Origin of the sequence: Maribacter thermophilus (assembly GCF_001020565.1) — a bacterium.
Lineage (GTDB): Bacteria > Bacteroidota > Bacteroidia > Flavobacteriales > Flavobacteriaceae > Maribacter > Maribacter thermophilus.
In genome coordinates, this window is record NZ_LDAS01000001.1 from 1,786,568 (window position 1) to 1,812,411 (window position 25,844).

Consider the following 25,844-nt stretch of genomic DNA (forward strand, 5'->3'; position numbering starts at 1 on the left):
ATTACTCAACAAAAACCTCACTATAATCGGAGGTAATTACTATGGATGCATTGGTATTGCCACCTAAATGATTTCCCTTATATACCGTGGTATTGCCATTGGTCGTTTTATTTAATTTTAATGATTTTGGCAGGTTAATTTCAGAAGAATTCCCTTTAATATAAATTTCCGTAGCTATTGTCGGAAGAGAAAATATCAATTCGGCATTTTTGAGCGAAACATCCATTTCTTCCAACTCTTTGGATAAAGCACCTATCTGCAGTGAACCAAAATCATTCTTAATAAAGGCTTTTCTTAAAAGCTTATCGATCGTAACTGCAGAGGAATTTATCTGTAGCTGAATATTATCTACCTCGTTCAAGGCAATATCTTGCGAATAATTGGTCTTTAACTGCCCGTAGTTCCACCTTTGGATGCTTACCGGTGAATATGAAACGGAAACATCCGTTTCATCCCCTTCTATTGTAGATGCCCAAAGGCTGGAATGCGACAAAGTCGCATTCAGGTTCTTGGTATTTTCCGCCAATTTCACTTCTCCATGTCTCACGTTCATTTTAATTTTGGTTGACTTCGGCATCTTGATTTTTATTGTCTTTTTGATTTTGAACTTCTTGTGTTCCTCGCCGGTAGAATAATAAAATATATTCGGAGCATTGCGTAAACTATCCCTACGCATATGTATAAACTCTATATGTTCGTCTCTTTCTTTATGTAATTTGTCCAATTTCTCCTCTCTTTCTTCTAATAATCGTTCTCTTCTTTTCTGGCTTTCCTCCAACAGGTCTTCCCTTTTCTTCAAAAGGTCCTCTCTTCTTTTTTCATACGCTTTTAATTGTTCCTCTTGAAATGATTCTTCCATTCTTTTTGCCCACTCTTCAAGTTTTTTTTGGTGTTTCTTATCAAAACTCTTCTCAAAGTTCTTTTGCCATTTTCTCATGTACTTGTCACCGTCTTTTTCATAGGCTTCATAATCAAACTTGAAAGCCTTTGTATCTGGCAAGGGAGGCATTTCCGCAATTTCGGGAAAAGGAGCAATTTCAGGTATTTCTACCACAAACGGAGTAACTTCGGGAATCTCGATATTAAAATCACTATAATTGAATTCTTGTGGGCCGAACAACCCAAACCTATCCGTGCCAGAGGTAATCTCGATAGACTTACTATTGCCCATCACCTTTACCGGTTGTTTACCAAAATAGTCTTCTGCCTCTTTCTTGGTGGCACCTTCCAATTCTATAGTGGTAACCACCTCTACCGTATTCTTGTTCCATGTTTCAAATTCAATATCCGCATAACTGGTATTGATATTTAAAACTGCATCGTCGGCCACATTAAAACTTTCGGTAAACGAAGTACTTTCCTTTTGTCCCAAGGCGGACAACGATGTAGTTAATGCCCCTAATACAATGATGAATTGATTAGATGCTACTTTCAGTGATCTGTTCATTTTTTGATGATTTTAATTGATTTAACTTTCTTTTTAACTTCTGCAACAATTGCAACCGCAATTGTAAATTTTCTATTAACGAGGCTATAGTTTGGTCGTTGGGGCCCAATTCATATAATTCTTTATTTAAATTTTCGTATTCTTTATTCAGCTCCGATAATCTTTCCATAAAACTATCTACCAGCTCTTTGTTATCTTCCGAAACCTGTAGCTTAGAAAGTTCTATACCAATATTTGCGATATAATAATTTTCCACCTTTTTTAAATCGGGTGATAAATCGCCAAAAGAAAATGCGTCACTTTCATTATCTACATTTGCCTTATCTACCACAATAGTTTCTATACTTTCCGTTTTATTTATTTGCTCGTATGCAAAAAGACCTAGGCCGATTAACACAATAATAGAAGCTGCTATTTTCCACACCGTCCAAACAGGCTTTTTACGTTTTGGCATAACGGAATCCAATTTTGCCATAAAACGTTCTTCATGGCCCTGTTTAAGTTTAAATTTTTCGTTTTCCCGTTCTTTAGCGAACAATCCCCTAAGATCCTGTGCCATATTTTTTCGCTTTTAATACTTTTTTCAATTGTGACTTTCCTCTCAATAATCTGGTTCTACAGGCTGTTTCCGATATTTCCAACACCTGTGATATTTCTTTATGATCATACCCTTCAAACAAAAACATCATCACCACATATCTATATTTACCAGATAAACTCTCTATTGCCTTTTTCACATCCTCTACACAAATCTCATCACTTACCGTCCATTCGTCATTTTCTACGGGCACCATATAACTTTCATCCAGGGCGATGGTATTTCCTTTTTTTGATTTTAAAAAATCGATACACTTGTTAACGACTATTCTTTTTAACCAAGCACCAAAGGTTACCTCTCCTTCGAACTGATGTATTTTTTGAAAAGCTTTTATGAACGCTTCTTGCAATACATCTTCCGCATCGTCCGAATTTTTCAAAAAACGCATGGCCACACAATACATACCATCACAATACTGCCTGTACAATTTTAACTGCGCAGATCGGTCATTGGCCTTGCATTTCTCTACAACATCAATAGGAAACATTGGTCGGTTTGGTGTTTGTTTTTAGTTGTTGTTAATTAAAGGACGAAAGAAAAAAAGGGATGTTGCAAAAAACTGCTATTTTTATAAATCTTTTTAAAATTCGCGTTTGAAACAAGTTACGATATCCAACGAGTTTATGACCCTTATGGTGCTGGATTATGGTGCCATAATACAGAAGTTATTGGTCAAGGGAAAAGATGGCAAGCACCATAATGTTGTCATTGGCTATAACCATCCAAGTAGATACCGATTGGATGACAATTGTCTGGGTGCCTGTGTTGGTCGTTACGCCGGGCGTATATCCAATGGCGGTTTTACCTTGGACCGTGAAAAGTTTTTTCTCTACCAAGAAGATGGTGTTCATTTACATGGCGGAAAAGAAGGTTTTCATCAAAAGTATTGGACCATAGAAGAAGTTTCGTATTCTGACGATCCCTATGTAAAATTATCTTACAAAAGCAAACATTTGGAAGAAGGGTATCCGGGCAACCTTACGGTGAACATCACCTACAAATTGGTGCACAACGCCCTTCAGGTAATTCACGAAGCGGTAACGGACAGAAGTACGGTAGTAAATCTTACCAACCACTCTTATTTTAAACTGGACGACGAACCTTATATAGACGACAACAGACTTCAATTAAATTGCCCTTATATGTTGGAGATGCAGGAAAATTTATTGCCTACGGGGAATATTCTACCTGTTAGAAAAACGAACTACGATTTTCTGCTTCCGAAAAAAATTGGGGTACAACGCTTTAATACGCCTTTTATTAAAGATTTGGGCAACGAGAAAGTAGCCGAACTAAGTTCTGAAAAGTCGGGCATCTCCATGAAGGTATACACCAACCAACCTGCATTGATCGTATATACCCCCGAAGATTTTTCTGCCATTTGTTTTGAGACACAGAACTATCCGGATGCACCCAATCAAGAAGATTTCCCCAGTGCTATTTTAAGACCTGGAGAAACCTATAACAATATATCCATTTTTAAGTTTGACCTAATAGTTTAGAATACGATTATTCTAAAAACGATAAAAAATTGCCGCTCATGAAATTACTTAAGAGATTACTTATCGGCCTTCTGGTTATAGGGGCTTTATTTTATTGGGTGGGTATGCCTTTAATGAGGAAACAGACCAAAAAGCATAGCCCTGAAAAAACGGCCACCTATAACTTAGAGGGAGCCGAACTTTTGGTAGACTACTCAAGCCCCTCAAAAAAAGGTCGTGCCATATTCGGTAATCTGGTGCCCTATAACAAAGTTTGGCGTACCGGCGCCAATGAACCTACTACATTTACCACATCGCAAGACATTAAGATCATAGACAAACCTTTGTCCGCCGGCACCTATTCTCTTTGGACCATCCCAAATAAAGACGTATGGAAGATAATCTTCAATAAAGAAATTCCCGATTGGGGCGTAAGCATTCTAAGTGGCGGTACACAAACTACCAGAAATGCCAGTGAAGATGTTATACAGGTTGAGGTACCTGCACGCAATACCCAACAACCTATCGAAAATTTTACCATCGATTTTATCGAAGACAGAGACCAGTTGTACCTAAGCCTTTCTTGGGACGACAAAATAGCCAACGTTCCCATTAACAAATAAAATAGAACCGTAACCGGTAAAAAATAGCTACAACATCATGGGTTCATCCGATTTTACAGACAAGTTGGTCGCAGGCATATTGGCAAATGATACCACTGCCCTTGGAAAGGCCATAACACTTGTTGAAAGCACAAAACATGAACACCAAAAGATAGCTGCCCAGATTATAGAAGCGTGCCTTATTCAAAAGACCGATACCATACGTATAGGTATTACCGGGGTACCCGGCGTAGGCAAAAGCACCTTTATAGAGAACTTCGGGAAAATGCTTACCTCATTGGGTAAAAAAGTAGCAGTACTCACTATAGATCCGACCAGTAGTCTTAGCAAAGGAAGTATTTTGGGCGACAAGACCCGTATGCAAGAACTGGTAAAGGACCCCAATGCTTTTATAAGACCTTCCCCGGCAGGAGATTCGCTGGGAGGTGTAGCAAAAAAGACTCGGGAAAGCATTGTTATTCTTGAGGCAGCGGGTTACAACGTAATTATTGTTGAAACCGTTGGCGTGGGCCAAAGTGAAACTGCGGTAAGCAATATGGTCGATTTCTTTTTACTTTTAAAATTGGCCGGTGCCGGTGATGAGCTACAAGGAATAAAAAGGGGCATTATGGAAATGGCGGATGCCGTTGCCATTAACAAGGCGGACGGAGAAAATATGAAACAGGTGAAATTAGCAGAAAGCGAACTTAAAAGGGCCCTACACCTATTTCCTGCTAAAGAAAATGGATGGGCGACAGAAGTGACCAGCTGTTCTGCCCTAAAAAATATTGGTCTGGACACCATATGGTCCATCATTCAAAAATTCGTGAACAAAACCAAAGCATCCGGACATTTTGCGGCCAGTAGAAAACAACAAAACAAAAGCTGGTTAATACAACATATAGATCATCATCTTAAAACGGATTTTTATCAAAACCCGAAGATAAAGCCCCTACTTATAGAGATAGAGGAAAAAGTGATAAACGGGCACCTCTCCCCTTTTAAAGCGGCCGAAGAGTTACTTGAAATATATAGAAATGGTTAACTAGTAAATCCTTTCCGTCATTTTAAGGATAAAAACATAACTTTGCCCTTTAATCCAAAACCGACTTGATGGATATTGTCACCCATTCGCTACTTTCAATAGTAGTTCCACTTTACAACGAAGAAGAAAATGTAGCCCTTTTGACCCAAAAGATACATGAAAGCCTTATTGGGTATGATTATCAGATAATATATATCGATGATTTTTCTACCGATAAAACCAAGCAGGTTGTAAAGGCCATGAACGATGACAAGGTTCATCTTATAGAACTAAAAAAGAACTATGGACAAAGTTTGGCTTTGGCCGCAGGTATAGATTATGCAGAGGGGGATTATATTATTACAATGGACGGTGACCTGCAGAACGATCCGAGCGATATACCACAAATGCTATCATATGCGGTAAATGACGATTATGATCTGGTTACCGGAATCCGTCAAAAACGTAAAGACTCGTTGGTTAAAAAAATACCATCAAAAATTGCCAATTATCTAGTAAGAAGGGTCACCAAACTAGATATAAAAGACAATGGTTGTGCATTAAAAGTTTTCACAAAAGACATCGCCAAAGACCTAAATCTTTACGGCGAAATGCACCGTTTTATTACCCTACTGGCCCATTTAGAAGGGGCACAGATAAAACAAGTACCCGTAAAACACCATGCAAGACATGCCGGCGTTTCCAAATATGGATTGGAGCGTGTTTTTAAAGTGGTAGCGGATATGATGTTACTATTGTTCATTCGCAAGTACTTTCAACGTCCTATACATTTGTTCGGGATCTTTGGTTTTCTATTGATCTTGTTGGGGGTGTTGATCAATATATATCTACTGATCGTAAAACTTGGTTTGGGCCAGGACATTGGTACCCGCCCCTTGCTAATGTTCGGAATGATGTTCATATTAGGAGGAATACAGTTGTTTACCATTGGTATTGTAATGGAATTATTGATAAGAACCTATTATGAGTCTCAACAGAAAAGACCATATCGCATTAAAAAAGTGACCATCGGTGGCAAGTAGGCGCAAGACTTTTACTACTGCCCTAAAAATTGTCATAAGCGTTTTGCTTATCTATTTTATATGGACAAAGATCGATATTCAAGAAATAGGCAAAACATTACAAAAAAGCAATATATGGTACCTAACATTAGCTTTGGTGTTTTTTGTCATTTCAAAAGTGATTTCAGCCGTAAGACTTAACGAGTACCTTCACAAGTTGAATGTTTGGCTTACCCAAAAAAGCAACCTAAAACTATATTTTTTAGGTATGTTCTATAATCTTTTTCTTCCCGGTGGCATTGGTGGCGATGCCTATAAAGGGTATCTCATCAAAAAAAACTTTGATGTACCCACAAAAAGGGTCGTCAGTGTACTTGTACTGGACCGGTTAAGTGGTCTTTTACTTTTGTTCATCTATGCCTGTTCTTTGATCATACTGCTCAACAACCCCAAACTGGAAGCCTATCGTTTTTTGTTCGCATTGGGAATTCCGCTTTCGATATCGGTTTTTTATGTACTGAACAGATACTTTTTTGCTTATGTACTATCCGTATTTTGGAAGTCGTTAGGATATTCTTCTTTAGTGCAACTGGCACAACTTATCTGCGTATGGTTTATAATGGAGGCCTTGAACATTCAAATGGACAATATCGCCTATATGGTCATATTTCTGATCTCGTCGATCATATCTGTATTGCCATTGACCATAGGAGGTGTAGGAAGCCGAGAGGTTACCTTTTTCTATGGTGCCGCCTTTCTAAATCTTGATGAAAATACCGCTGTGGGCATCAGCGTTGTTTTTTTTCTGATTACCGCTGTCGTCTCCCTTATAGGAATCCAATATCATTTTAAAAAGATACCCTTAGAAGTATCACATAAAGAAGAACGACCCTAATATACGTGTACCAAATACCTCTTGTTGACAACGCGGTTTCGGGTATTCGGATTCAAGAATTTTCCCTGTAAACGGGTAATTCTAAATTGGTTTACGATATATTCCTTATCCCAATCCAACCCTGATGTCCTCAGTCGCTCCAATTCTTTCTCGTTGGCATACACCCATATATTCTTTTTATTCTTTACCTCCTCTACTGTACTGATCTTAACAGGAGATTGATTGTAAAAATCCAAAGACCACGTATAATCCGTTCCGATCTTATAAATATTTTCGACGGGTATATTGTTTTCCTTTACAAGCTTCGCCATGTTAGACCCTCCTTGATACCCTAAAAGATGTGGATAGAAATGAAGGTTTAAAACGGCATTTAAGAGCAAAGAGGCACAAACGGAAATAGTTACCAATCTTTTGTTCTTATCCTCCGATTTTACAGTGTAATATGCCGTAATGGTTGCAAAAGCCATCAACAAAACATAAACATACACCTGAGTAATCTCAAATACAAAAAAACAGATCAGTGCCGAAGCAATGAACACAATACCCAAAACAAAGCACTGTGCCCTCAATAGTATCTTTGTTGTCTTCTTTTTGTCAGATGCATAAAGGTCGTACACGAACGAAGCCGTAAGTACCGAGAACAAGGGAATGGTAACATTTAAATAATGTGGTAGTTTAAACTGCGCAAAACTGATAAGAATAAACACCAAGGTAATACCGCCAAGTGTCAAAAATTCGTACTTAGAATTATGGACAAGCTTACTTTTTATAAAAGTCTTGGCCTTGGACCAAAAAGCGGTCAATGCCAAAATTGTCCACGGAAGAAAAACCCACAAGAAGGTATGAAAAAAGAAAAAATAGTCACTACTGTTCTTTCCTATACCCTCACCGCTCAAACGTTCAAAACTTTGTTCCCAGAAAATAAAAAAGATACCGCTGCGGTTAGATTTTCCCCTAATAATTTTTTCCGGATGCAGATCAAACTGTAGGTAATAGGCATACAACATGGGCGCTATGGTCAAACCAAAAACCACCAAGGCCAATATTACCTTCCAACTTAAAAACCTTTTCCATTTTCTGGCATAGGCAATATGACATAACAAAGGCAGCCCAATAACCAAAAGAGCTATTTGCCCTTTTGTAGAAAAGGCCATACCGGCACCAAAAGCCCCTAAAAGTATGGCACTTAATTTTCCTTTTTCAACATATTTTGCCAATTGCCAAATAGAAAAAATAGTAAATCCGGTGAGAACTGCATCCGTACGCACATCTATAGCACCCAAGACAATGGTCTGGGCCGTCATAAAAATCAATGCGGCCAGTTTTCCGGTATTCTTGTTATAAAGAAGTTTACCTAGCCCAAAACAGCTGTAAGCCCCTAAAAGAGTCGCCAATATCCCCGGTATACGGTAAGCCCAATCATGTATCCCGAATATTTTATACGATAGGGCGGCCAACCAATAATGCATATGAGGTTTGTCCAAATATTCATTAGGCCCCTTAAAAAGATTAATAAAATCATTTTCTTGAACCATTCTCATGGCCATTACCGCAAACTGTGCAGAATCGTTTTCAAACAGTGTTACAAAAGAACCCGCGATATACACCAATACCACGAGAGACACTAAAAACCAATACCTTAAGTTGGATATCATAGGGGAAATTTCGGAAGTACAAATATATACAACTTTGCAAATACCCACCCAAACAATGTTCCTATGAGCAGTCCCGTAAGTACATCTAAAGGAAAATGTACTCCGATATAGATTCTACTGTACGCAACCAAAGAAGCCCATAACAACAGGAATACACCTATATATCTTAATTGCGACCTTAAGATGACACCAAAAAAGGTGGCCAAGGCAAAGGCATTTGAGGCATGGGCGGAAAAATAGCCATACTTACCTCCACAATAGCTTTTTACCAAACGCATTACATTCATGGTATCGGGATCATGACATGGTCTTAACCTGGCTACACCATACTTGAAAAAATTGCTTAACTGATCGGAAACGGTAATCATTAAGGCCACCGAAACCACTAATAAAAAGGTTCTTTTTAATCCTAATTTTTGATACGAGAGTATCAATAAAAAAAGATAAAGGGGAATGGCACTATACTTACTGGATATAAATTGCCATAAGTTGTCCCAAGCAGGACTGCCCAATCCGTTCAAATAGATAAAAACCTCTTTGTCTATATGTACTAATTCCTCCAGCATATACTATTCTTCATACCTAGACACCTCCCTATCATAGAAAGCTGTTGCCGCCTCAATAAGATTTTCCGCTTCGGTCTCTAGCTCTTTTTCGTCTTCCTTTGAGAATTCCTCTAACCATTCTACCTCATCATTTTCCAAATTAATGACAAAACGAGGATAATCTGTGTGGACAATAAATATGGCATTCGGATAATCTGTATTGTCTCCTAATAAAAACTTGGGTAATTCCATTGATAACGTTTTAAATATAGAATCCCTTCTTTCGATAATCGAAATGGGAACACTTTAATTCTGTATTAATTTTTTGGTTAAATAATTAAATCGAAGATACAACATAATGGCCGATGACGTAAGCCCGGTGAGCAGTCCCACCCATATTCCCATACTCTCTAACCCTGTATGCAGGCCTAAGAAATAAGACGTAGGAAAACCAATTAACCAGTACGCTACAAATGTAATAAAGGTGGGAACTTTAACATCTTGCAATCCCCTGAGCGCCCCCAATACTACAACTTGAACCCCATCTGAAATCTGAAAAAATGCAGCTACCAACAATAATTGGGCAGCCATGGCTATTACCTTTGTGTTATCTACAAAGTTTGCGGCATCGTCAAGGTCTAAATACAAGGTCGGAAACCAGTTTCTCCCCACAAGAAAAAGAATGGCAAAAACTATTTCCAACAAAAAGGTGAGAAAAAAGATAGACTGTGCTATTCTTCGCAATTCGGTAAAATTCCTTAACCCCTTCTGGTTACCAACGCGAATCATTGCGGCCACGCCCAATCCCATTCCGAACATAAATGTCATACTACTAAGGTTCAGGGCAATTTGATTGGCCGCTTGGGGGTTTTTGCCCAGCACCCCGCTTAGCCACACGGCCGCCGTGAAAATCGCCACTTCAAAAAACATTTGCAATGCAGAAGGAAAACCTAAAGAGATTATTTTTTTTATCACGCGCCGTTCAATATTCTTAAAATCGAACCCTGTCACGTAATCATGAAATTTTTTCTTACTCTTTAGAAGCATCCATATATAAAGCACCATGACCAATCTAGACACCAAGGTTCCTATGGCCGCCCCCACAATGCCCAATTTAGGAAAACCAAAAGCACCGAAAATCAATAAATAATTTATAGTAATGTTCACCACATTTGCCAAAATAGTGGCATACATGGGGTATCTTGTCTGCGACAACCCTTCGGAGAACTGTTTAAAGGCCTGAAAAACAATCATCGGCACCAATGAAAAGGCCACCAGATCAAGATAGGGCATGGCCAAGGTAACCACCTCTTCTGGCTGTTTCATAAAATACATTAGAGGCTTTGCCCCTAATATTAACAAGAACAGAGACAAGCCCAAAATGGAACATAGGACCAAACCATGTTTCAGGGCACTTTTGGCATTACTTTTATTACCCGCACCATCTGCCTCTGCCACCAATGGTGTAATAGCCGTCGAAAACCCTATGCCCAACGACATGGCTATGAACACAAAACTATTGCCCAGAGATACGGCCGCCAATTCGGCCGTACCTAACTGCCCCACCATTATGTTATCTGCAAACTGTACAAAGGTATGCCCCAACATTCCTAAAATGACCGGAACCGAGAGTTTAATATTGTAACCAAACTCTTTTGTATAATTCTTAAACAATTGACTAAAATTTTGAAGGGGCAAAGATACCCTTTAAAAACGCCATATGCATTTCTTTTTCTACCCTACCCCAATTAAAATCCCTTAACTTATTGTCGATTTAAAATTGTGATGAACCGTTTTGTTACCAGGTTCCCTTATAAAGAACATGTACCTGTACATAACAGTTGTACGATACTAATCCATTTTTTTTGCCTTCTCCCAGTAAACCTCCATTTCTTCTAAGGACATATCTTTTAACGAAGTACCCTTCTTGGTCGCCTCTTTTTCTAAAAATTGAAATCTTTTTGAAAACTTTTTATTGGTACGCTCCAATGCATTTTCAGGATTTACACCCAGAAATCGCGCATAATTTATCATTGAAAAAAGTACATCACCAAACTCGGACTCTATCTTGTCCTTATTCCCTGACTTTACTTCTTCCCGTAATTCCCCCAATTCTTCCTGCACCTTCTCAAAAACCTGCTCGGGCTCTTCCCAATCAAAACCCACACCGGCCACCTTATCTTGTATTCTATTGGCCTTCACCAATGCGGGCAAACTTCTAGGAACACCTTCCAATACACTTTTTTTGCCCTCTTTCAGTTTAATTTTTTCCCAATTTTGTTTTACTTCTTCCTCATTCTCTACAGAAACGTCACCATATATATGCGGGTGCCTGTTTATCAACTTTTCGCAAATTCCATTGGCTACGTCCGCTATATCAAAATCATTGGTTTCCGACCCAATTTTTGCATAGAAAACTATATGTAACAACAAATCGCCCAATTCACCTTTTATGTCGTTCATATCGTAATCCAAAATAGCATCACCAAGTTCATACGTTTCTTCGATGGTAAGATGCCTTAAACTCTCCATGGTCTGTTTCTTGTCCCATGGGCATTGGGTGCGCAGCTCGTCCATTATTGTCAATAATCGATCAAAAGCCTCTAATTTTTCCTTTCTTGTATTCATGCTGCAAAAGTACAAATCTATACGCACAGAAAGTGTTGTTATATTTAGTAACTTACCAAACTAGTTGCCGTTAATTTTAATTTTTCGCAGCATTTTAACTAACAAACCAACAATATGAAAAGAAGAGATTTTTTGGTTAGATCCGGCATATTATCCGCAGGGGCTATGTTACTGCCCTCGTTTAAAACACCTTCTATAGAACAACAAAAATTTGGAGTGCAGCTATATAGTTTCAGAGATGCCATGGCCAAAGACGCATTGGGTACCTTAAAACAGATCGCAGCTATAGGAATCAAAGAAATAGAATCCGCAAAAAGTGCAAAAGGGCATTATTATGGCCTATCCCCAAAAGACATGAAAAAAGCATGTGAAGACCTAGGAATGAAACTTGTGAGCGGCCATGTACATTTAGACAAAAACTTTGAACGCACCATGGACGAGGCAGCCGAGGCAGGCCAAGAATATTTGATTTGCTCATCGATGCCTTCAAAAGGACAAACCGTTGACAAATATAAAGCAGTCGCCGAAAAATTCAACAATGCAGGGGAGGCATGTAAATCTCTCGGCATACACTTTGGTTACCACAACCACGAATATGAATTTGAATCGGACCAAGGAAAAGTACTTTATGATGTTTTAATGGACCATACAGAACCTGATCTTGTTCATATGGAATTAGATTTAGGTTGGGTGGTGATTGCCGGCAAGGACCCATTACATTATTTTAAAAAATACCCTGGACGCTTTCCTCTTTGGCATTTAAAAGACATGGACATGAAAAAGAAAGAAAGCACCGAATTCGGGAAAGGAGTTCTTGACATTAAAACTATGATGCAGAACCAAAAAGCCAGTGGGGTGAAACACATATTAATAGAACAGGAAGAATATGCCAGCACTCCTTTAGAAAGTATGAAACATAATATGGCATATTTAAAACGATTATAGTATTTCTTATTATTTAATATCATCGAAAACCAACGTACAACTCTTTAACCAACTAAAGACCTCATGAAATTTCTTTTACCATTACTTTCTTTTTTTCTTTTCCATACCACAATTTTCGCCCAAAATATTATTGCCGATGGGGCAAAACTGGGTTTGGTCGCAGACAGTTTTGAGTTTACCGAAGGACCTGCAGTTGACAAAAACGGGGATGTTTATTTTACGGACCAACCCAACGACAGAATCGTAAAGTGGAGCTATAAAGACAATAAGGTCAGCGTTTGGATGAAACCTAGCGGCCGTTCAAATGGTCTTTACTTTGACCATCAAGGAAATCTAATTTCTTGCGCAGACGAAAAAAACGAGTTATGGAAAATCGATACCGAGAAAAGTGTTACCGTCCTAATAGATTCTTATGAAGGCAAATTATTGGGCGGGCCCAACGATTTATGGATAGATGCCCAAGGTGGCATCTATATCACGGATCCATATTACGAACGGTCTTGGTGGAAACATACAAAAGAGCAGATCAAAGAAAGACGTGTTTATTATTACACCCCAAAGAACCAAGAAATAAAAATAGTGGCCGATGATTTTATAAATCCGAACGGTATTATAGGTTCTGGCGATGGCATGCAGTTGTACATATCGGATATAGGTGATAAAAAAACCTACCAATACACCATTCAAAAAGATGGCAGCCTTACGGACAGGAAAATTTTTTGCGAAATGGGATCTGACGGCATGACCATCGACAACCAAGGAAATGTATATCTTACAGGAGACGGAGTAACAGTTTTTAATAAAAAAGGAAACAAGATCCAACATATTGATGTCCCCGAAGAATGGACCGCTAATGTAACCTTTGGCGGACCTTCGCAAAACATATTGTTCATCACGGCAATGAACGCTGTTTACACCTTAGAGATGGCCGTTAACGGAGTTAGATAACTCCTTAAAAAACAACAAAAACCTATCACATTAAAATTATGGTTTGGAAAAATTTATTCGACAAAGTCGCATCCGAAGAGATAATAGAACGCATTAACCTCTTGACTCCCGAAACTAGTCCTAAATGGGGTAAAATGAATGTTTCGCAGATGCTCGCACATTGCAATGTTACTTATGAACTGGTTTATACGAACAAGTATAAAAAGCCAAAGGGGTTTCAAAAAATTTTGATAAAACTATTCGCAAAAAATATCGTAGTAGGCCCAAAACCTTATAAAAAGAACAGTCGCACCTCCCCTATTTTTATTATAAGCGACGAAAGGGATTTTGAAAGGGAACGGGATAGACTTATTGCCCATATTCAAAAAACACAACAGTTGGGAGGCGAATACTTTGATGGCAAAGAGTCACATGCCTTTGGCAAATTGAGCGAAAAAGAATGGAATGTTCTTTTCTCTAAGCATCTAGATCACCACCTTCAGCAATTTGCTGTTTAATAATATAAATACTCTTATTTTTTTATCTTAATAAGCTAAAACAAAAAACCAAATGACCTCTTACATTTTTGAATTCATTGGCACGGCAATGCTAATATTAATAGGTAACGGTGTTGTTGCCAATGTAGTATTAAAAGGGACCAAAGGTGCCGATGCAGGCTGGACAGGTATCTCATTGGCATGGGGCATTGCTGTATTTATAGGGGTTTTTGTTTCCGCAGATGGCAGTGGCGCCCACTTAAACCCAGCGGTATCTATCGGATTGGCCACGGCAGGCAAGTTCTCATGGACCATGGTGCCGGGTTATGTCGTAGCTCAAATTTTAGGGGCCATGATGGGCAATCTATTAATTTGGTTGACCTATAAAAAACAATATGATGCCACTGAGGACCAAGGAGCACTTTTAGCTACCTTCTGTACATCACCGGCAATACGAAGTCCGGGATGGAATTTGGTCTCCGAAACAATAGGAACCTTTGTCTTGGTATTCGGTGTATTTTATATTGCAGGAGGCGCCATAGGCGAGGAAACTATTTCCCTAGGTTCATTAGATGCCCTTCCCGTAGCCTTATTGGTTATAGGTATCGGTTTTGGACTTGGAGGCACTACCGGATACGCTATTAACCCTGCCAGAGATTTTGGACCAAGGCTCCTACATGCCATTTTACCTCTTAAAAACAAAGGGAGTAGTGATTGGCAGTATTCATGGGTGCCCATTATTGGCCCAGTTTTGGGAGCCATATTGGCTGCCTTTGCTTTTACCCTTTTAAACTAACACACAACAATTATGAAAATCACATTATTAAGCTTGATCCTGTGTATGACCACTTCTATTTTTGCCCAGACTGTTATTCAATTGCCTTTTGAGACCAACAACAACGTAACCTGGAAAGGTGGCGAAAAAGAATATTTTTCAGATATATGGCAAAACGAGGTAGTAACCAATGTATCCATACCGACCATACAGGTTTTTGTACCGGATAATCCCAATGGAAAAAGTGTAATTATTGCCCCAGGTGGAGGTCTGTACGCCCTAAGTATCAAAAGTGAAGGTACCGACGTTGCCAAATGGCTGAACGAAAAAGGAATCACGGCATTTGTACTTAAATATAGACTAGTACCTACTGGTGAAGACGGCGTAAAAGAAATTACTGTAGAAGGCTCCACAAACCCTCAGCGCATTGCCGAAAGAATAACACCAGTAATGCCTCTTTCTATTCAAGATGGCCTATCTGCTATAGAGTACGTACGTACCAATGCCTCTAAATGGAACCTTAACCCTCAAAAAATAGGCTTCATGGGCTTCTCTGCCGGAGGAGCCGTAACCATGGGGGTAGCGTACAATTACAACGAAAAGAACAGACCCGATTTTATTGTACCGGTGTACCCTTGGACCACCGCCCTACCTGTACAAAAAGCTCCTGAAGATGCCCCTCCAATGCTGGTCATCTGTGCTACGGACGATCCATTGGGCCTCGCTACCGGCAGCATAGAACTATATACCTCATGGTTGAAAGCGAATAAAACGGCCGGTCTTCACATGTACTCTAAAGGTGGACACGGTTTTGGCATGAAAAAGCAAGGGTTACCCTCCGATAATTGGATCCAACGTTTCTACGAATGGGCCAAATTGGAAATACCCGTCAAATAGATAGGACAACTAGATATAATTAGAGGTTTATCCTATATTATTCTTATGTTTATCTGTAATTACAACCCTTAAAAACATATCTATAAATTGAACAACAGAATACATTTGATCAAGGCATTGGTAGTTTTCATAATAGGCACTACCATAAATTTAAACGCACAAGAAACTGTCCCTTTTTTCAATGAAGTACAGGAATTGTCCCAAAAATATGATACTATCTGGGACCCTACACAAGAAACCATCGTGTTTACCGGAAGCTCATCTGTCCGTATGTGGAAAAATCTCCCTTCCCTATTCCCTGGACATCAGATTTTAAATACGGGCTTTGGAGGTTCGCAAGCATCCGACCTATTATACTTTTTAGATGATTTGGTATTAAAATACAATCCAAAAAAAGTATTTATTTACGAAGGTGACAACGACATCTTCGCAAAGAAAAAACCTAAAGAGGTGATTTTTACGACTGAAAAAATTATAGATAGGCTCAAACAGAACGATCCTACAGTGAAAATTATATTGCTTTCTGCAAAACCAAGTCTTAGCAGATGGAAATTTAGAGGAAAGTATAAAAAACTGAACAGAAAGCTAAGAAGGTTAACCCAAAAAGATGAATCTTTGGACTTTATAGATGTTTGGACACCAATGATGGATGGAAGAAAAGTAAAGAACGATATTTTTATATCAGATGGCTTACACATGAACCAAAAGGGATACGACCTATGGTACATGGCCGTAAAAGATTTTGTAAACAACCCAAAAACCATAAAATGATAAGAACTGTTATTATCAGAATTACCTTTTTCTTTACCCTTGGTTTGATCGCTTTATCATGCCAAGAAGAACAAAAGAAACGTATTCCTATGCCTTCTACAGATTTGTCAAAGGCAAGCCTTATACCAAAACCTTTAAAAACGGTACCAACCAACTCAGCATTTGCGTTAGATCAGTTTACCGCTATCTACACTCCCAAAAATGCTACAGGTTTTGAGGAAGTCGCCCATTTTTTGGCCGATAAACTAAAGGCCAAAACAGCATTGGATATTCCTGTAAACGGCCAAAACTCGAACACGGTAGAACGTATCATCTTCATAAACCAATCGGACAGCTTGGAATTGGACGGTGCAGAGGCATACCAACTTTATATTAACCAAGATTCCATTATACTGAATGCAAATACGGCAGAAGGCGCATTTAGGGGAATTCAGACCTTAAGACAACTTGTACCCCATGAAAGCAATGACACGTTGGCCCCTCAGAAAATTTGGCCCGTACCGTCCGGTAAAATTATAGACAACCCTAATTTTTCGTATAGGGGATCTATGTTGGATGTTGCCCGTCATTTTTTTAGTATAGAAGATGTAAAAAAATACATAGATCTATTGTCCTATTACAAAATAAACGTACTTCACCTTCACTTATCCGATGACCAAGGGTGGCGAATTGAAATAAAATCATGGCCACGACTTACAGAGATAGGTGGAAGCACGGAAGTAGGTGGAGAAAGTGGCGGATACTACACCCAAGAAGATTACAAAGAAATAGTAAGGTACGCCGCAGAAAGGTTTATGACCATTATACCAGAGATAGATATGCCGGGCCATACCAATGCGGCATCCGTATCGTACCCCTTTTTAAACGGAAACGGAAAAACACCAAAACTATACGAGGGCATGCGGGTAGGTTTCAGCACCTTTGACACCAGAAAAGATACTGTCTATGCCTTCATTGACGATGTGGTAAGGGAAATATCTGAAATTACACCAGGCCCTTATTTTCATATGGGCGGAGACGAAAGCCATGTAACAAAGAAAAATGATTACATATACTTCGTAAACAAGGTCGAAAAAATCGTTCAAAAGTACGGTAAACGCATGATCGGTTGGGACGAGATCGCCAATGCCGATATTGACTCTACATCAATATCACAATGGTGGGCCAGTGAAAAAAATGCAAGAAAAGCGGTTGAGAAAAATATGAAAGTGATATTATCTCCTGCTAAAAAGGCTTACTTGGATATGCAATATGACAGCTTATCCAAACTGGGGCTACACTGGGCGGCCTATATTCCGGTAGATACTGCCTACCAATGGACTCCGGAAGAATATGGCATACCCATGGAGAATATTCTGGGGGTTGAAGCCCCCTTATGGTCAGAGACCATCAGCAATATTGATGAGTTGGAGTACCTAGCTTTTCCGAGAATCATAGGTTACTCGGAGTTAAGTTGGAGCATTTCTGAAAATAGGGATTGGGAAAATTACAAAATACGTCTTGCCGATCAAGCTCCCTTCTTGGACAGGATGAACGTAAAATACTACCCATCACCCTTAATAGATTGGAAGCAGAGCAGATTTAGCTATAAGACTATCGAAAAAGACTGACCATAAAATTATACACGTATAAAAAAGCCCTGATTCTACATCAGGGCTTTTTTATATTACAGTAAGACCTAAGGTCTATGATCTATTTGTCTTCTGCCTCTATTTCAGACTTGGCCTCTTCTTTGGCTTCTACAACATCTTCTTCTTTCTTTGAGAAATCTGTAATTCCCTTATCTACCAATATATTGTACCACTGAATGATCTTCTTTATATCACTGGCATATACCCTATCTTCATCGTAATTAGGCAATACCTCAAAGAAGTATTCCTCTAGTTTTATCTTTTCGTCTTTATGGCTAATAGATGTTTTTTTACCGTCCTCTTTTTGCTGAATTTTCACAAAGACCTCTCTTAGGGGCAATTCTTCATCCAATGTATAAATCGCAATCTCGGAAAGTACACTGACATTGCTTCTTAAACCTACGCTAATCTTTTTACCATCCAATAAGGACTCAGCTACAAAACCGGTCCTAGTTTGGGTAATAAGTTTATACAAACCTGGTTTTCCGGCAACTGACAATATTTTCTCCAATCCCATATGCTTTATTTAAAAATTTTAATGGACAAAGATTACATTTTTCTCTTGATTATGGAATGTATTTAACGTCCTTTTTTTAGTTCGGGAAACCGCATTCTATAATCTACCCTAACTTTTCCCTTTGATATATTGGACAACCTTCCTTTTAAAAGTCGCTTTTTTAAGGAAGATAATTTATCCGTGAAGAGAATACCTTCTATATGATCATACTCATGCTGGATTACTCTGGCTAAAAGACCATCGTAGGTCTTGGTATGTTTTTTAAAGTTCTCATCAAAATAAGTTATTTTGATAGTACCCTTTCTACTTACATCCTCTCGTATTTCAGGTATACTTAAACAGCCTTCATTAAACGCCCACTCCTCACCGGACTCCTCTTCTATGTATGCGTTTACAAATACCTGCTTAAAGCCTTTTAGTTGTTTTTGTTCCTCTTCGGTTAGGTCCTCATCATCCGAAAAAGGTGAGGCATCTATTACAAACAATCGGATGGGCAAACCCACTTGAGGTGCGGCCAATCCGACCCCACTGGCATTGTACATAGTCTCCCACATATTGGCCACAAGGTTCTTAAAATCAGGGTAATCCTTATCTATATCTTTACCTACTTTCCTTAAAACAGGATCACCATAGGCTATAATCGGTAATATCATTTATAAATTCTTTAAATAATCTTGTAAAATAATCGTTGCACTGATTTCGTCTACCAATGCCTTGTTTTTTCTTTGTTTCTTTTTTAGTCCGCCATCAATCATACTTTGAAACGCCATCTTTGAGGTAAAGCGTTCATCTTGGCGTTTGATCGGGATATGCGGAAAATGTTCTGTTAGTTTTTTAATAAACGGACCAATAAAAGCCTCTGATTCAGATGGGTCATTGTTCATTTGCCTTGGTTCTCCTATGACCAACTCGTCCACATTTTCTTCTTTTAGATATTTGGTCAAAAAAGAAATTAGTTCCTCTGTGCGAACCGTTGTCAACCCAGAAGCTATCAAACGAAGTTCGTCAGTGATCGCTATACCCGTCCGCTTTTGTCCATAATCCAATGCAAGAATCCTTCCCAAACTTAATTTTTGGCAAAAATAAAGGATAATTTGTTATATGTGGTTTTACTCATGGGGAATTCATACACTTCCACTTATATTTGACAAAATTTTCTATAAAAATGACAGAATTAAAGAATACCATAGAGAAAGCTTGGGAAAATAGAGACTTGTTAAAAGAGGAAGCTATCCAAAAAGCCATTAGAGAGGTTATTGACCTGATCGATCTAGGAAAACTGCGCTGTGCAGAACCTACTGCAGATGGTTGGCAGATAAACGAGTGGGTTAAAAAAGCAGTGGTACTATATTTCCCAATACAAAAAATGGAAACCTTAGAGGCAGGTATTTTTGAATACCATGATAAAATGCCCCTAAAAAGAGGATATAAAGAAAAAGGTATACGTGTAGTACCAAATGCCGTTGCAAGACACGGAGCCTATATATCTCCAGGTACCATATTAATGCCCAGTTATGTAAATATTGGGGCCTATGTGGACGAGGGCACTATGGTAGATACTTGGGCCACGGTGGGCAGTTGTGCTCAAATTGGAAAAAATGTTCATTTAAGCGGCGGTGTTGGTATCGGAGGGGTACTGGAGCCCTTGCAGGCAGCACCCGTTATCATCGAAGACAATGCATTTATCGGATCTAGATGCATTGTTGTAGAAGGCGTAAAGGTCGAAAAAGAAGCCGTACTCGGAGCCAATGTAGTTCTTACGGCATCTACCAAAATAATTGATGTTACCGGAGATACCCCTGTAGAAAGAAAAGGTGTAGTACCAGCACGTTCGGTAGTAATACCTGGTAGTTATACCAAAAAATTTCCAGCAGGCGAATATCAAGTACCATGTGCCTTGATTATTGGAACAAGGAAAGAAAGCACTAACAAAAAGACCTCGTTAAACGATGCCCTAAGAGAATATGATGTAGCGGTTTAAGATTCAAATCTTTTCCAATACTTTTTGTATTGCCGCAGATAGGTAGTGGCCAGAGGATACTTTCGACTTTATCTTTTCGACCCTATCTACCATGGCATTGTATGTTTGGTGATCAATGTTCGCCAAGGCCTCGTCCATCTCGTTCAAAGAATTTAAGGTAATACCTATTTGCTCTTTTTCTATAAACTTGGCAATGGCGGCCTTTTTCCAGACTATAACAGGTAATCCGCACAAAAGATATAATGATGTTTTGTGCGGATTATTATATAACAGGTATTTTCCGAAATCACCCGAGCATTCATCAAGGGCGTTCCCGTTCCAGACCAACCCAAAAGATCCTTCTATTTTGTCGATGACTTCATCGGGCGAAAAAACACCTTGATAATCTAAAATAGAATCGGACCTTTCTATATCGGAAGCCTTAAAACCGTTTCCGTACAACTTCAATTTGTAACTAGATGGCTTCAATTGGTCCACACTGTACAAAAATTCGCTTTTCTCCTTTCCCAATCCTCCTGCAAAAACAACATCATAGGGCGTATTCAAGGTAGCGTGTTTTTCACTTTTATGTAAATAGTCGAACAGTTCTAAACTCACCAACTGGGCAGTACACCCATTTTCTTGAAACCATTTTTTCATAGATTCATTATGAACTATTAAAAAATCGGCCCTGTTGAATTTGGCCATTTCTTTTTTGAGATTAGAGGTCTTCCCCATCAAAAACTTTACATCATGTACAATAATGATAAGCTTACATTTTTTAAGGGCCACGATATTTGTCATATATCCGAAGAACTTACTCAGTGGATATTGCATACAAAAAACCGACTTTCGGGGCAATAAAAACAGCCCCTTGGTAATACCAAAAAAACTAATGATCGCCCCTAAGGCAGAACTTGGGTGATTGGTTTGTCTAAAACCCAAATTTTTAAAACCGTTCTTTTCCAAAACCATCTCACAATCCATCTTTGGCTTGGATGCGGCATTTTTAGAGAATTTATAATTTCTAGATATATAATAATTAGAGTTCATTTAAAGACTTTATAAGATTCAAGAATTGCAATTTTAGCATATTTGAAGAACAAACATATTACTCCCATATTAATTTTATAATTATTGCGGCTCCAAAAATAAATATTCCAAACTGTATCTTTGGCACCACAAATATTGAATTATGCCAGCAAACAAAAAGTATGATTTTCTTATTGTCGGTGCCGGATTATACGGTGCCGTCTTTGCCCACGAAGCTAAAAAACACGGCAAGAGTAGTTTAGTAATAGATAAAAGAGAACATATTGGGGGCAACACTTTTTGTAAAAAAATAGAAGACATTAACGTACATGCCTATGGCGCCCACATATTTCATACTAACGACAAGAGAATCTGGGACTATGTAAATGATTTCGTTCCCTTTAACAGATACACGAATTCCCCTGTAGCAAATTATAAAGGTAAATTGTACAACCTACCTTTTAACATGAACACCTTTTACCAATTGTGGGGCGTAAAAACGCCTTTGGAGGCCAAAGAGATTATTGAAAAACAAAGTAATAAACACAAAAAAAACAGGCCCGAAAATTTAGAGGAACAAGCATTATCACTTGTAGGGGAAGACATATATTTTAAATTGATAAAAGGTTATACAGAAAAACAGTGGGGAAGAAAAGCGACCGAACTTCCTGCATTTATTATAAAAAGACTGCCCTTGCGCTTCACGTTCGACAACAATTATTTTAACGATAGTTATCAAGGTATACCTATAGGAGGGTACAATGAGTTAACGGGAGCATTATTAGAAGGCATCGATGTACAGCTAGGCGTCAACTACTTTAAGCACAAGAAAGCCCTTGACGATAAAGCTACCCAAATCGTCTTTACAGGAAAAATAGATGAATTTTATAATTATGAGTTTGGCAAGCTCCAGTATCGAGGACTACGTTTTGACCACCAATTATTAGATACCGATAATTACCAGGGCAATGCCGTAATCAACTATACAGAAAACGAAATACCATACACCAGAATTATAGAACATAAGCATTTCGAATTCGGCCAACAGAAAAAAACGGTCATCACCAAAGAATTTCCGTTAGAAGCTTCTACAGAATCGGAACCCTATTACCCTATCAACGATGACAGAAATAATAAAATATATTTAGAATACAAAAAGAAGGCCAGCAAAGACTCTGTTATTTTCGGTGGTAGGCTAGCCGAATACAAGTATTATGATATGCATCAGGTAATAGCGGCCGCCTTGACAAAAACTAAAAATCTTTTCGAAAAATAGACGCAACCATTCTATTTTTTAGAATCTAAATAAAAACGAATTATATAGGAAACGTAAAATAAATTTTGTAAGAAAAATACCTCTTTTTACAATTTTTTGATTTCTTTTTTGTTATAACTTTGTCAACCAACAAGTTGATTTAATTAAAGTCAATAAAATGAGCGTAAAAAAAGAATCATTAACCGCACTAATAATTACTTATAACGAAATGGGATACATCCAAAAATGTATCGATTCCATTTCTTTTGCCGATGAAATTATTGTAGTAGATTCTTTTAGTAACGATGGTACGTACGAATATCTTTTAGAGCATCCGAAAGTAAAGGTCATTCAAAATCCTTTTGAAAATTTTACGGCTCAAAAATCCTTTGCCCTAAAACAAGCTTCAAATGACTGGGTTCTTTTCTTAGATGCCGACGAAGTAGTGCCCAACGAATTGGAAAAAGAAATTAAAGCCACCATATCGTCCGACAAGGACGAAGTTGCCTATTGGTTTTATAGACAGTTCATGTTCAAAAATGAAAAGCTAAAATACAGTGGGTGGCAAACCGATAAAAATTACAGACTTTTCAGAAAAAGTAAAGCTAAATTTTCAGATAGAAAAATAGTTCATGAGACATTGGATGTTGATGGAAAATCTGGCATCTTAAAGTCAAAACTAACACATTACTGTTACAAAAATTACGAAGATTACAAGTCTAAAATGCTTAAATACGGGCAATTAAAGGCTATCGAATGTTTTTACAAGGAAAAACAGTTCAACTACATTTCCATGTATTTAAAGACCGGTTGGAAATTCTTTAACCACTACTTCTTAAGGTTGGGTATCCTTGACGGTAAAAAAGGATTCATAATCTGCTACTTAAACGCTTTGGGTGTATTGGAAAGATTCAAAGAACTAAAAAGACTGGAACTAAAAAACAAATTAGCTTACTATTTGGTAATGCCATAGTAAGTCCACACCCTCTTTTCTTGTTTTGTCTTCTTTCGTATTCCTAAATTCCTTTCTATAGATTCAGGGGTCTTGTATCCTCTTTTGTGGTCTAGGTGCACGCAAACAGCACTATACCTCAATTGTTTGGACTTTATTCCAAAATTAAACAAACGTTCACCAAGCTCCCTGTCCTGACCGCCATATTGCATACGTTCGTCAAAACCGTTAACATTCATTATATCAACTTTCCACCCAGATGAGTTATGACCGTTCCAACTTGCATTCGTAGGCGTAACCCAGTTTAAAAACTTTGACAAAAACCCGTGGGCCGTCAATTTATTGTTCTTAAAAGTTTTCGGTATACCCTTTTCTTTTAACCAATTAATATTAAAACATCTTTGTTTTTCAATATCTTCAAGGGTGATCTGCTTAGAGATGTTCATGGGCAACATATAATAACCTCCAGATATAAAATACCCCTTTTCTTTGTTCAAATAATGTACATGAACAAAATCTTCTCGGGGAATACAGTCCCCATCGGTCATAATTATATACGAGGCATTACAGGCAACTACCGCTTTGTTAAGAATACGCGATTTTTGAAAACCGTCGTCCTCTTGCCAAACATGAACTATAGGATAAAATACCTTTTTGCTGTATTCTTCGATGAGTTCTTTCGTCTTTGGCCCAGAACCGTCGTCCGCAATAACAACTTCAAAGTTCTTGAAAGTCTGGCAATTAAACCCCCAAAGTACCTTCTTTAACCATTCTTCGGAATTATAGGTACTTACAATGACAGATATTTTAGGAATCTCCATAGTCGGACAAAAATATAAAAGTCTTATTGTATATCTTTGCTTTCTTCACAAATTTTATTTCAACCACTTTGAAAAAGATAATTTACGGCCTTCTTAAAAAAATGAAGTTTTTACCACAAGAACTTTATGTAAAGATTTATTACGAATATTATTCGGGTAACAAACTTGATTATGACGACCCTAAAGATTTCAACGAAAGAATTTCATGGTACAAGGTTTTTTTTAGACCTAAGATTTTAAACCAGTTGGTAGACAAATACCATGTAAAGTCATATGTAGAAAAAAAAGTTGGGGACCATATTCTAAACGAAACTATTGGTGTGTACGACAGTGTTTCTAAAATAGATTTCGATTCTCTTCCGGATCAATTTGTCATCAAAGGAGTGCACGGTTTTCATTTTAACCTGATCGTAAAGGACAAATCCAAACTCAACCGAATGAAGTCCAGGTATTTACTCAAAAAATGGATGAATAAAAACCAGTATTACAGAGGAGGCATGGAATGGGCTTACAAAGATGTAAAACCTTTGCTTCTAGTAGAAAAATATTTAGAGGAGATGGGGCAAGACATCATCAACGATTATAAATTTTTCTGTTTCAACGGAGTACCAAAATTTGTTCAAATAGACTTGGAAAGGGGCATCAACAATTACAGATGTTATTACGATATGGATTGGAACAAACAGGAATTCTATACCGAACAAAATCCATTTTATACGGGAGAGGTACAAAAACCATCCAATTTTGATGAAATGAAAGAGGTAGCCATAAAACTTTCCGAAAAGTTCCCTTTTGTGAGGGTAGACCTTTACTCAATAGAAGGAAAGACCGTTTTCGGGGAAATGACATTTTATCCTACGGATGCAAGAAAAAGATTTTTACCTGAAAAGTATAACAAAATAATAGGCGATTATTTTGTATTGCCCAAAATTCCAAAAGGCCAAAAATATATCACCACAATTTAGTT

The 25,844-nt window shown here is 38.1% G+C and carries 29 protein-coding genes; 16 read left to right on the forward strand and 13 right to left on the reverse strand.

Annotated elements, in window-relative coordinates; genetic code table 11:
* Position 1 precedes the first annotated feature (1 nt).
* Genes AB657_RS07705 through AB657_RS07715 form a run of 3 tightly spaced genes read right to left on the reverse strand, consistent with a single transcriptional unit; the run spans position 2 to position 2,532 of the window.
* Positions 2 to 1,447 carry a hypothetical protein gene (locus tag AB657_RS07705; protein WP_157491628.1) on the reverse strand — a complete coding sequence of 482 codons (1,446 nt, stop codon included), beginning with the start codon at positions 1,445 to 1,447 and terminating at the stop codon, positions 2 to 4.
* The gene (locus tag AB657_RS07710; protein ID WP_047245960.1) at positions 1,419 to 2,006 is read right to left on the reverse strand and encodes a hypothetical protein; all 588 of its coding nucleotides are present in this window, start codon (positions 2,004 to 2,006) and stop codon (positions 1,419 to 1,421) included. The genes AB657_RS07705 and AB657_RS07710 overlap by 29 nt, the downstream gene beginning before the upstream one ends.
* Entirely contained in the window at positions 1,990 to 2,532 is a 543-nt protein-coding gene (locus tag AB657_RS07715) for an RNA polymerase sigma factor (protein WP_047245961.1), read from the reverse strand. The genes AB657_RS07710 and AB657_RS07715 overlap by 17 nt, the downstream gene beginning before the upstream one ends.
* 106 nt (positions 2,533 to 2,638) lie before the next feature.
* On the opposite strand from AB657_RS07715, the gene AB657_RS07720 reads away from it, so the two are divergent.
* The 5 genes from AB657_RS07720 to AB657_RS07740 all read left to right on the forward strand — a co-directional run bounded on the left by AB657_RS07720 (position 2,639) and on the right by AB657_RS07740 (position 7,069).
* Complete coding sequence (locus AB657_RS07720) at positions 2,639 to 3,547, forward strand: aldose epimerase family protein (protein WP_047245962.1); 909 nt, start codon at positions 2,639 to 2,641, stop codon at positions 3,545 to 3,547.
* Between the two features lie 38 nt (positions 3,548 to 3,585).
* Positions 3,586 to 4,149, forward strand: a complete 564-nt coding sequence (locus AB657_RS07725) for a DUF2911 domain-containing protein (protein ID WP_047245963.1) — start codon at positions 3,586 to 3,588, stop codon at positions 4,147 to 4,149.
* Between the two features lie 37 nt (positions 4,150 to 4,186).
* Positions 4,187 to 5,173, forward strand: a complete 987-nt coding sequence (gene meaB / locus AB657_RS07730; RefSeq protein WP_047245964.1) for a methylmalonyl Co-A mutase-associated GTPase MeaB — start codon at positions 4,187 to 4,189, stop codon at positions 5,171 to 5,173.
* A gap of 68 nt (positions 5,174 to 5,241) precedes the next feature.
* On the forward strand, positions 5,242 to 6,195 hold the full coding sequence (locus tag AB657_RS07735; RefSeq protein ID WP_047245965.1) for a glycosyltransferase family 2 protein: 954 nt from the start codon (positions 5,242 to 5,244) through the stop codon (positions 6,193 to 6,195).
* Entirely contained in the window at positions 6,185 to 7,069 is an 885-nt protein-coding gene (locus tag AB657_RS07740; RefSeq protein WP_047245966.1) for a lysylphosphatidylglycerol synthase transmembrane domain-containing protein, read from the forward strand. Before AB657_RS07735 ends, AB657_RS07740 begins: the two co-directional genes overlap by 11 nt.
* Here the strand turns inward: AB657_RS07740 and AB657_RS07745 are convergent.
* From AB657_RS07745 to mazG, 5 genes are all read right to left on the reverse strand, one after another.
* Positions 7,066 to 8,724, reverse strand: a complete 1,659-nt coding sequence (locus AB657_RS07745) for an ArnT family glycosyltransferase (protein ID WP_047245967.1) — start codon at positions 8,722 to 8,724, stop codon at positions 7,066 to 7,068. The two genes, AB657_RS07740 and AB657_RS07745, sit on opposite strands and share 4 nt — an antisense overlap.
* Positions 8,721 to 9,290, reverse strand: a complete 570-nt coding sequence (locus tag AB657_RS07750; protein WP_047245968.1) for a phosphatase PAP2 family protein — start codon at positions 9,288 to 9,290, stop codon at positions 8,721 to 8,723. The genes AB657_RS07745 and AB657_RS07750 overlap by 4 nt, the downstream gene beginning before the upstream one ends.
* A gap of 3 nt (positions 9,291 to 9,293) precedes the next feature.
* Positions 9,294 to 9,521, reverse strand: a complete 228-nt coding sequence (locus AB657_RS07755) for a hypothetical protein (protein ID WP_047245969.1) — start codon at positions 9,519 to 9,521, stop codon at positions 9,294 to 9,296.
* 54 nt (positions 9,522 to 9,575) lie between these two features.
* The gene (locus tag AB657_RS07760) at positions 9,576 to 10,943 is read right to left on the reverse strand and encodes an MATE family efflux transporter (RefSeq protein WP_047245970.1); all 1,368 of its coding nucleotides are present in this window, start codon (positions 10,941 to 10,943) and stop codon (positions 9,576 to 9,578) included.
* A 177-nt stretch (positions 10,944 to 11,120) separates the two neighbouring features.
* Positions 11,121 to 11,897 (reverse strand): nucleoside triphosphate pyrophosphohydrolase, encoded by a 777-nt coding sequence (mazG, locus tag AB657_RS07765; RefSeq protein WP_047245971.1) that lies wholly within the window; start codon positions 11,895 to 11,897, stop codon positions 11,121 to 11,123.
* Positions 11,898 to 12,011: 114 nt separating this feature from the next.
* Here mazG and AB657_RS07770 point away from each other — a divergent pair, with 114 nt between their 5' ends.
* From AB657_RS07770 to AB657_RS07800, 7 genes are all read left to right on the forward strand, one after another.
* Positions 12,012 to 12,842 (forward strand): sugar phosphate isomerase/epimerase family protein, encoded by an 831-nt coding sequence (locus AB657_RS07770; protein ID WP_047245972.1) that lies wholly within the window; start codon positions 12,012 to 12,014, stop codon positions 12,840 to 12,842.
* Positions 12,843 to 12,905: 63 nt separating this feature from the next.
* Positions 12,906 to 13,790 (forward strand): SMP-30/gluconolactonase/LRE family protein, encoded by an 885-nt coding sequence (locus AB657_RS07775; RefSeq protein WP_047245973.1) that lies wholly within the window; start codon positions 12,906 to 12,908, stop codon positions 13,788 to 13,790.
* Positions 13,791 to 13,828: 38 nt separating this feature from the next.
* Complete coding sequence (locus tag AB657_RS07780; protein WP_047245974.1) at positions 13,829 to 14,287, forward strand: DUF1569 domain-containing protein; 459 nt, start codon at positions 13,829 to 13,831, stop codon at positions 14,285 to 14,287.
* A gap of 52 nt (positions 14,288 to 14,339) precedes the next feature.
* A complete protein-coding gene (locus AB657_RS07785) occupies positions 14,340 to 15,062 on the forward strand; it encodes an MIP/aquaporin family protein (protein ID WP_047245975.1) in 723 nt (240 codons plus the stop codon).
* Positions 15,063 to 15,074: 12 nt separating this feature from the next.
* Positions 15,075 to 15,938 carry an alpha/beta hydrolase gene (locus tag AB657_RS07790; RefSeq protein WP_047245976.1) on the forward strand — a complete coding sequence of 288 codons (864 nt, stop codon included), beginning with the start codon at positions 15,075 to 15,077 and terminating at the stop codon, positions 15,936 to 15,938.
* An 87-nt stretch (positions 15,939 to 16,025) separates the two neighbouring features.
* Positions 16,026 to 16,709, forward strand: coding sequence for a GDSL-type esterase/lipase family protein (locus AB657_RS07795; protein ID WP_232304860.1), 684 nt, complete (start codon positions 16,026 to 16,028; stop codon positions 16,707 to 16,709).
* A complete protein-coding gene (locus AB657_RS07800) occupies positions 16,706 to 18,319 on the forward strand; it encodes a family 20 glycosylhydrolase (RefSeq protein ID WP_047245977.1) in 1,614 nt (537 codons plus the stop codon). The genes AB657_RS07795 and AB657_RS07800 overlap by 4 nt, the downstream gene beginning before the upstream one ends.
* A gap of 82 nt (positions 18,320 to 18,401) precedes the next feature.
* On the opposite strand, the gene AB657_RS07805 is transcribed toward AB657_RS07800, so the two are convergent.
* The 3 genes from AB657_RS07805 to ruvX form a co-directional block, all read right to left on the reverse strand.
* Complete coding sequence (locus AB657_RS07805) at positions 18,402 to 18,857, reverse strand: DUF5606 family protein (RefSeq protein WP_047245978.1); 456 nt, start codon at positions 18,855 to 18,857, stop codon at positions 18,402 to 18,404.
* Between the two features lie 62 nt (positions 18,858 to 18,919).
* Positions 18,920 to 19,510, reverse strand: coding sequence for a peptide deformylase (gene def, locus AB657_RS07810; protein WP_047245979.1), 591 nt, complete (start codon positions 19,508 to 19,510; stop codon positions 18,920 to 18,922).
* On the reverse strand, positions 19,511 to 19,921 hold the full coding sequence (ruvX, locus tag AB657_RS07815) for a Holliday junction resolvase RuvX (protein ID WP_047245980.1): 411 nt from the start codon (positions 19,919 to 19,921) through the stop codon (positions 19,511 to 19,513). It abuts the gene before it with no gap.
* Positions 19,922 to 20,022: 101 nt separating this feature from the next.
* Here ruvX and AB657_RS07820 point away from each other — a divergent pair, with 101 nt between their 5' ends.
* Positions 20,023 to 20,838 carry a 2,3,4,5-tetrahydropyridine-2,6-dicarboxylate N-succinyltransferase gene (locus tag AB657_RS07820; RefSeq protein WP_047245981.1) on the forward strand — a complete coding sequence of 272 codons (816 nt, stop codon included), beginning with the start codon at positions 20,023 to 20,025 and terminating at the stop codon, positions 20,836 to 20,838.
* Between the two features lie 3 nt (positions 20,839 to 20,841).
* Here AB657_RS07820 and AB657_RS07825 read toward each other — a convergent pair whose 3' ends face one another.
* Complete coding sequence (locus tag AB657_RS07825; RefSeq protein ID WP_047245982.1) at positions 20,842 to 21,870, reverse strand: beta-1,6-galactofuranosyltransferase; 1,029 nt, start codon at positions 21,868 to 21,870, stop codon at positions 20,842 to 20,844.
* 142 nt (positions 21,871 to 22,012) lie between these two features.
* Here AB657_RS07825 and glf point away from each other — a divergent pair, with 142 nt between their 5' ends.
* Entirely contained in the window at positions 22,013 to 23,125 is a 1,113-nt protein-coding gene (gene glf, locus AB657_RS07830) for a UDP-galactopyranose mutase (RefSeq protein ID WP_047245983.1), read from the forward strand.
* Positions 23,126 to 23,282: 157 nt separating this feature from the next.
* Positions 23,283 to 24,077 carry a glycosyltransferase family 2 protein gene (locus AB657_RS07835; protein WP_047245984.1) on the forward strand — a complete coding sequence of 265 codons (795 nt, stop codon included), beginning with the start codon at positions 23,283 to 23,285 and terminating at the stop codon, positions 24,075 to 24,077.
* On the opposite strand, the gene AB657_RS07840 is transcribed toward AB657_RS07835, so the two are convergent.
* Complete coding sequence (locus tag AB657_RS07840; protein ID WP_047245985.1) at positions 24,059 to 24,877, reverse strand: glycosyltransferase family 2 protein; 819 nt, start codon at positions 24,875 to 24,877, stop codon at positions 24,059 to 24,061. The genes AB657_RS07835 and AB657_RS07840 overlap by 19 nt on opposite strands.
* Before the next feature lie 101 nt (positions 24,878 to 24,978).
* On the opposite strand from AB657_RS07840, the gene AB657_RS07845 reads away from it, so the two are divergent.
* Positions 24,979 to 25,842, forward strand: a complete 864-nt coding sequence (locus AB657_RS07845) for an ATP-grasp fold amidoligase family protein (RefSeq protein ID WP_047247876.1) — start codon at positions 24,979 to 24,981, stop codon at positions 25,840 to 25,842.
* The last annotated feature ends 2 nt before the right edge of the window (positions 25,843 to 25,844 follow it).

Coding starts and splice junctions, on each gene's coding strand:
- AB657_RS07705 (WP_157491628.1), bottom strand. CDS start 1,447: ATGAACAGATCACTGAAAGTAGCATCTAATCAATTCATCATTGTATTA.
- AB657_RS07710 (WP_047245960.1), bottom strand. CDS start 2,006: ATGGCACAGGATCTTAGGGGATTGTTCGCTAAAGAACGGGAAAACGAA.
- AB657_RS07715 (WP_047245961.1), bottom strand. CDS start 2,532: ATGTTTCCTATTGATGTTGTAGAGAAATGCAAGGCCAATGACCGATCT.
- AB657_RS07725 (WP_047245963.1), top strand. CDS start 3,586: ATGAAATTACTTAAGAGATTACTTATCGGCCTTCTGGTTATAGGGGCT.
- meaB (WP_047245964.1), top strand. CDS start 4,187: ATGGGTTCATCCGATTTTACAGACAAGTTGGTCGCAGGCATATTGGCA.
- AB657_RS07735 (WP_047245965.1), top strand. CDS start 5,242: ATGGATATTGTCACCCATTCGCTACTTTCAATAGTAGTTCCACTTTAC.
- AB657_RS07745 (WP_047245967.1), bottom strand. CDS start 8,724: ATGATATCCAACTTAAGGTATTGGTTTTTAGTGTCTCTCGTGGTATTG.
- AB657_RS07750 (WP_047245968.1), bottom strand. CDS start 9,290: ATGCTGGAGGAATTAGTACATATAGACAAAGAGGTTTTTATCTATTTG.
- AB657_RS07755 (WP_047245969.1), bottom strand. CDS start 9,521: ATGGAATTACCCAAGTTTTTATTAGGAGACAATACAGATTATCCGAAT.
- mazG (WP_047245971.1), bottom strand. CDS start 11,897: ATGAATACAAGAAAGGAAAAATTAGAGGCTTTTGATCGATTATTGACA.
- AB657_RS07770 (WP_047245972.1), top strand. CDS start 12,012: ATGAAAAGAAGAGATTTTTTGGTTAGATCCGGCATATTATCCGCAGGG.
- AB657_RS07775 (WP_047245973.1), top strand. CDS start 12,906: ATGAAATTTCTTTTACCATTACTTTCTTTTTTTCTTTTCCATACCACA.
- AB657_RS07780 (WP_047245974.1), top strand. CDS start 13,829: ATGGTTTGGAAAAATTTATTCGACAAAGTCGCATCCGAAGAGATAATA.
- AB657_RS07785 (WP_047245975.1), top strand. CDS start 14,340: ATGACCTCTTACATTTTTGAATTCATTGGCACGGCAATGCTAATATTA.
- AB657_RS07790 (WP_047245976.1), top strand. CDS start 15,075: ATGAAAATCACATTATTAAGCTTGATCCTGTGTATGACCACTTCTATT.
- AB657_RS07800 (WP_047245977.1), top strand. CDS start 16,706: ATGATAAGAACTGTTATTATCAGAATTACCTTTTTCTTTACCCTTGGT.
- AB657_RS07805 (WP_047245978.1), bottom strand. CDS start 18,857: ATGGGATTGGAGAAAATATTGTCAGTTGCCGGAAAACCAGGTTTGTAT.
- def (WP_047245979.1), bottom strand. CDS start 19,510: ATGATATTACCGATTATAGCCTATGGTGATCCTGTTTTAAGGAAAGTA.
- AB657_RS07820 (WP_047245981.1), top strand. CDS start 20,023: ATGACAGAATTAAAGAATACCATAGAGAAAGCTTGGGAAAATAGAGAC.
- AB657_RS07825 (WP_047245982.1), bottom strand. CDS start 21,870: ATGAACTCTAATTATTATATATCTAGAAATTATAAATTCTCTAAAAAT.
- glf (WP_047245983.1), top strand. CDS start 22,013: ATGCCAGCAAACAAAAAGTATGATTTTCTTATTGTCGGTGCCGGATTA.
- AB657_RS07835 (WP_047245984.1), top strand. CDS start 23,283: ATGAGCGTAAAAAAAGAATCATTAACCGCACTAATAATTACTTATAAC.
- AB657_RS07840 (WP_047245985.1), bottom strand. CDS start 24,877: ATGGAGATTCCTAAAATATCTGTCATTGTAAGTACCTATAATTCCGAA.
- AB657_RS07845 (WP_047247876.1), top strand. CDS start 24,979: ATGAAGTTTTTACCACAAGAACTTTATGTAAAGATTTATTACGAATAT.